We start from the raw sequence: 6042 nt of genomic DNA, 5'->3' as shown, positions 1-6042 counted from the left end.
TCAAGAACGCAAAGCGAGTTCAACGTTGATAAACATTAACCTTTCAAGTGCAGCTACTGAGCTTGAAGGCGTAACAGTAACCACAGCAATGGGAATCAAAAAGCAAAAAAGATCCCTTGGTTATGCAACTGCTAGCGTGGGCGCTAAAGATCTTACCGATGTTGCCAATGTAAACGTGTTTGAATCCTTATCAGGAAAAGTTGCCGGTGTTGATATCAGCACTCCAGCACAAGCCGGTGCTGCTTCAAAAGTAATCATCCGCGGTTTTAACTCGTTGTCAAACAACAGCCCATTATATGTTGTAGATGGTACACCTATCAACAATAGCAATAACGGTGGAGGAACAACAGCTGATGGAAAAACAAACTCTACAAGAAGTTTTGATTCAGGAAATGGAATAAGTGATTTAGATCCAAATAATATCGAAAGCATGTCGATCCTTAAAGGAGCAGCAGCATCGGCATTGTACGGTTCAAGAGCAGCAAATGGTGTAATCTTAATTACTACAAAATCTGCAAAAAACAAGTCTAAAATTTCTATTGATATATTAACTTCTACAGACTTTAATCAAGTATCAAGAGTACCACATTTACAAAACGAATTTGGACAAGGTTGGTACAATGAATCATACTCAGCTTGGTCAGGACCAGCAAATGCAACTAATACTGCAAGTAATGAAAACGGTTCTTGGGGAGCTAAATACAATGGCGAAACAAGACCATGGGGAGCTATGATTAATGGCGTACAACAAACAAAACCGTATGTTGCACAACCAGATAACATAAAAGATTTTTACACTACAGGAACCACATTCACAAATAGCGTTCGTGTGAGCGGCGGAGGAGAAAATTCAAATTTCTCTTTGAACGTTTCGGGTGTAAATTCAGATGGTGTTTTTCCAACTGAAGCCGATTTATACAAAAGAAATACTATAGGATTAAATGCTGGTATTTCAGCGAACAAACTTACTGTAAAAACTAGCGTAAACTACATTAACAAAGATCAAAATGTAGTAAACACGGGGCAAGGTAGTACTACTGAAGGAGGAACTGTTGCACAAGCACTGGCACAAACACCTAGAGATATTAATATTGTAGGATTAAAGGATTACAAAAACAATCCATACAATTCACCAAGTAATCTCTATTCTCCATATGTAAATAACCCATATTGGGATTTACAGGAAAATGCTACGAACATCCAAGGAAACAGATTTTTTGGAAATGTAAATTTAAGCTACAAAATCACTGACAAATTGGTAGCTAGCTATCAAGCCGGTGGTGATTACAGAAATGAAAAAATCAAATCCTATGGTGCAATAATGAGCTATTCTCCAGGTTCTGCAAATGCTGATAATGGAAAAGCACCAGTTGTTGGAGGCGTTACAGAAAAAACAGTCGAAAATATTGAAGCTGATATCAACTTCAATTTATCTTATAGCACTGCAATTAATGACAACTTCAACATTAGTGCAATGGCAGGTATTAATAGCAATCAACGTAGTGGTTCTTCATTAAGAGCATCAATCACTAACTTAGATGTTCCTAATTTCTATGAGTTGTCAAATACTATATTATCTCCTATTGTAGCTCAAGACGATTATTTAAGAAGAGGATATGGTGTATTTGCTTCTGTGGAAGGTTCATATAAAAATAAATTTTTTGCAACTTTAACAGGCAGAAATGACTGGACATCTACACTTCCAAAAGGAAACAACTCTTATTTTTACCCTTCACTAAACATTAGTGCTGTTGTATTAGACACACCAGATCAATTTATCAAATTAAGAGGTGGTGTCGCTAATATTGGTAATGATACTGGTTATTATCAAACCTATTCATCAATGATTACTGGAAATGCAGGTTTAGGATTTGGAAACATCCTACTTCCATTAGGCGGAGTAAACGGATATGAATTTGCAGGAAACCTTGGAAATCCAAATCTAAAACCTGAAAGAACAACGGAATACGAAGTAGGATTTGAAAGTAATTTCTTCCAAAAAAGAGTTAACTTAGATTTATCGGTTTACCATAAAGTAACAACTGATTTATTATTCTCAAGACCACTGGCTGGTTCAACAGGATTCTCATCTCAAACAGACAATATCTTAGACCTTCAAAATAGAGGTATCGAAATTGTTTTGAATCTAGTACCTGTTCGAGTAAATAATTTTCAATGGGATGTGACAACAACATTCACTAAAAATGTATCAGAAGTACTTGATTTAGCCTACGGATTACCTAAATTGACTTTAGCTTCAATGTATGGAGTTAATTTTGTTGCCGTAAAAGGACAGCCTCTTGGTATGTTTCAAGCTTTTGCACCTTCATTAACACCAGATGGAAAACCTGTCGTTTCGGCTTCTACTGGATATTATGCGTATGATGTAAATAACCAAAGTAACGTAGGAACATCTCAAAGAGATTTCGTAATGGGATTGAAAAATAACTTCAAATACAAAAATTTCACATTGGGAGCTAGTTTCGACTGGAAACAAGGTGGCGAAATGTATTCATACACAAAAAGAATAAATGAATTTTCTGGAAATGGAATAGAAACCACATTTAACGGAAGAAATACTTACATCATCCCGAACTCGGTAAATGAGGTTAAAGACGCATCTGGAAACATCACTTATGTTGAAAACACCACTCCAATGAATACGAGTAAAATAACTAGTTATTGGAATACTACTTCAAATCCGGCTATAGAAGCACAACATGTAATTGATAAAACATTTGTTCGTTTGAGAGACATAGTTCTTTCATACAGCGTACCATCATCATTTACCCAAAAATTAAAAGCTTCAAGTGCAAGCATTAGTTTTTACGGAAAAAATCTATTTATGTGGACGCCTGACACTAACCCATATGTTGATCCTGAATTATCAACTTATGGAGATGGCTTATTGAGTGAAGCCGGAGAATTTGCAACCAACCCTTCTCAAAGATCTTATGGGGCAAGTTTTAAATTAACATTCTAATAAAAAGAAAATGAAAAAATTTATTATAAGCATACTGATTTTATCAACTACATTCATGGGATGTAGCACTGATTTAGACGTCAACGTAGAGCCTGATTCTTTAACTCCTGAAGAAACACCTCTATCCTCTCAACTTCCTGCAGGAATAATTGGGATTGTAGGAGCAGAAGGAGGTATAATGTCAATCATTGGAGGATTTTGGGCACAATATTACACCCAATCTTCTGCTGCAAACCAGTTTAGAAATATAGACTCTTACAATGTAACAACTAACGACTACAACTATGCATGGAACTCTATGTATGATGGTCTTGGTGACATCAAAGCTGTACAAAGAAAAGCTTTGGCTGAAGGTAACTGGAATTACTATTTAATTGCTACAACTTTATATGTTCAGGGTTCGCATGTATTGACCGATTTTTATGGTGATATTCCATATACTGAAGGTTGCAACCCAAAAATACTTACTCCAAAATTCAATACAGGAGAAGAAGTGTATGAACTGATGATCAAAGATTTGAACGATGCGCTTTCTAAAGATTTGACGACTTCAAAAGGACTTGTTCCTGGTAAAGACGATTTTATTTTTGGTGGAAACATGGCTAACTGGAAAAAATTTGCCAACACGTTGAAATTAAAAATCTACATTAGACAATCTGAGAAAAACAAAGCGGTGTGTGATGCAGGTATTGCGGCACTATTAGCAGATCCAACTGTTTCTTTCTTAGACACTGATGCCGCTCAAGCTAACTTTACTGGTAATGCAGGTTCAGTAAACCCAAACTACGAAAACCCATTGTTCGAGTTTAACTATAAGCTAAACGTTAGAACAAATATGAGAATAAGCAGAACTTTAGGTCAATTCTTAAATGACAATGCAGACCCAAGAAAAGATCCATTCATTTACTGGAGTCCAACTAGTACTGCTACAAAAGCATACGTTTTTCAGGATCAAGGAAATTACTCTGCTAACCCAAGTTTAGGATATCCGGCCATGGGTCTTACCACGAGCTCACAACCTGCAGTAAATTACCAAAGTTCAAAAACAACATCTGATCCTACAACAATGATTGATGCATCTAAAATTTATGATGGTGCTAAAAAACCAGTGTATTTATTGTCAAGAGAAGAAAGTTTGTTTTTACAAGCTGAGGCATTGGAAAGAACAGGTGCGAGTGGAAAAGCAAAATACGATGCAGCTATTATTGAAAGCTTTAAGAAAAACAACTTAACTGCTGCAAGTGCAACTCCTTTTATTAATGGTGCTTATGCCTATCCATCTGCTGGAACTTTTGAACAAAAATTAGAAGCAATCATTGTTCAAAAATGGGTAGCGAGTTTCCCGGAAAACGGATTTGAAGCTTTCTTCGAAAAAAACAGGACTGATTATCCAAGAACTTCTACTGTGGCACAAAACAATGCAGCTTATAAAGGAGGGCAATTTGCTTTTACTGCAAGCCCGGACGTAATTGTTGCTAATGGAACTTTCCCTAAAAGGATCCCTTATCCGCTATCTGAAAGAAATTATAATCCAAATACTCCAAAATTGTTAGATGTTACTGCTAAAATTTGGTGGAATAAATAATATTATTCTATTAAAAAAGTACAAGACTATCAATTACAAACATATTTGAAGTAAAATTAATTCGATAAAAATGAAAATATTAAAAAACAACATTATAAAAATACTTATTGGTATTCTTATCTCGGTTTCCTTCGCATCATGTGATGCAGGAGGAGATCCCGAAGCAGGTGGTACAACCACCGAAAATTTTGCTGGTGACTGGTGGATCAATGTAAATGTTAAGAGCGGTGCTACAGTTGTTAACAAATCCATTAAGTTCTCTACTTATAATACATCCGCAAATGATAACACTATGTTTATAGATGACAATGGTTTGTCACAAACTTCCACAGTACCTGTTAATCCAATTTCAGAAGTATTGAAATCAAAATTTACTATCAATCTTACTGATGGTACTTTTTCTTCAGATCCAAATACTCCTAATTTGAGAAAAGCATCAACTGCTAGTACATATGGAACTGTAACAATTACAAATGGTAAAATTGAGAAAATGGCTGGTACATCAAAAGGAGGCCATACTGTGGATAAAATTTCATTTACAGTTGAATTTAGCAATCAACCAGGTGTTAAATATAATTATACAGGAACAAAAAGAACTGGATTCAAAGAAGATGAATATTAATTCTTTTAAAGATAATTTCTGTTCGAAACCATCAGCAAAGCTGGTGGTTTTTTTTGTCAAATATTTAACAATACTGCATTTCTTTTAAACACAGACTACAAATTAGAAATACATACAAGTTTTTAAATTCATTTAACTTAAATAATTGTTTATAAATTTCAGCAGTTAGAAAAAAACAATTACACTATTATTATGCTCTAAAAACCTGATGTTTTTTTATTATAAACCGTTTATAACAGATTAGGTGTAAATAAAACCTGTCTTGATTTAATAATTTAATACAACTTAATTCAAACCAAATTTTCACAGATACAAAAGAAACATTTTTCAACAATTTAACTTTTACAAACATTAAATTAACTCTTTTTATCAAGAGAAAAACTTTCTATTTAACAAAAAAAAACAACAAAACTTTTAAATTCAATATAATATATAACAATGAATTTTATTAAAAATAGTAAAAATTCATAGAGATTTCGTTTCATTACAACAAATAAGACAACAAGTCAACAATAAAATATCTCAATAAAATAGGCGTTTTATGAAGGTTTAATGTTAAATTGTAGGTACATCAAAAAAAAAGCTAAAGATATTTAGGATAGTTAACAAATTATTATGATTTTTGCCAGACTAATTCAAAATATTTAAAAATGAAACTAAAGTTCAATGGACTATTAGTGCTCCTTGTAGTACTAATGGCGCAAATCTCCTTTGCGCAAGAAAGATCTGTTTCAGGAATTGTTTCTGATAATTCAGGCATGCCATTACCAGGTGTGAGTGTATTAATAAAAGGAACAAAAAATGGAACTCAATCAGATTTTGATGGAAAATATTCCATCCAAGCAAAACCAA

Annotated in this window: 4 protein-coding genes; all 4 read left to right on the top strand. The window is 33.9% G+C overall.

Annotated features, from left to right (window positions below):
* Window positions 1–2983 (top strand): SusC/RagA family TonB-linked outer membrane protein (locus tag VLC96_RS04330; protein ID WP_325260835.1); only part of this gene is annotated, 2983 nt, incomplete at its 5' end.
* A gap of 10 nt (window positions 2984–2993) precedes the next feature.
* Window positions 2994–4568: a SusD/RagB family nutrient-binding outer membrane lipoprotein gene (locus VLC96_RS04325; protein WP_325260834.1), complete on the top strand. Its 1575-nt coding sequence runs from the start codon at window positions 2994–2996 to the stop codon at window positions 4566–4568.
* Between the two features lie 70 nt (window positions 4569–4638).
* Window positions 4639–5190 carry a lipid-binding protein gene (locus VLC96_RS04320; protein ID WP_325260833.1) on the top strand — a complete coding sequence of 184 codons (552 nt, stop codon included), beginning with the start codon at window positions 4639–4641 and terminating at the stop codon, window positions 5188–5190.
* Window positions 5191–5840: 650 nt separating this feature from the next.
* A partial coding sequence (locus VLC96_RS04315) for a carboxypeptidase-like regulatory domain-containing protein (protein ID WP_325260832.1) occupies window positions 5841–6042 on the top strand: 202 nt, incomplete at its 3' end.

The organism is Flavobacterium sp., assembly GCF_035456085.1.
Lineage (GTDB): Bacteria > Bacteroidota > Bacteroidia > Flavobacteriales > Flavobacteriaceae > Flavobacterium.
Note: the sequence above shows the minus strand (reverse complement) of the source record. Positions and strands in the feature narration are given on the sequence as shown.

Bases quoted from the DNA above. Each gene is read 5' to 3' on its own strand.
- VLC96_RS04320 (WP_325260833.1), top strand. From the start codon at position 4,639: ATGAAAATATTAAAAAACAACATTATAAAAATACTTATTGGTATTCTT.
- VLC96_RS04325 (WP_325260834.1), top strand. From the start codon at position 2,994: ATGAAAAAATTTATTATAAGCATACTGATTTTATCAACTACATTCATG.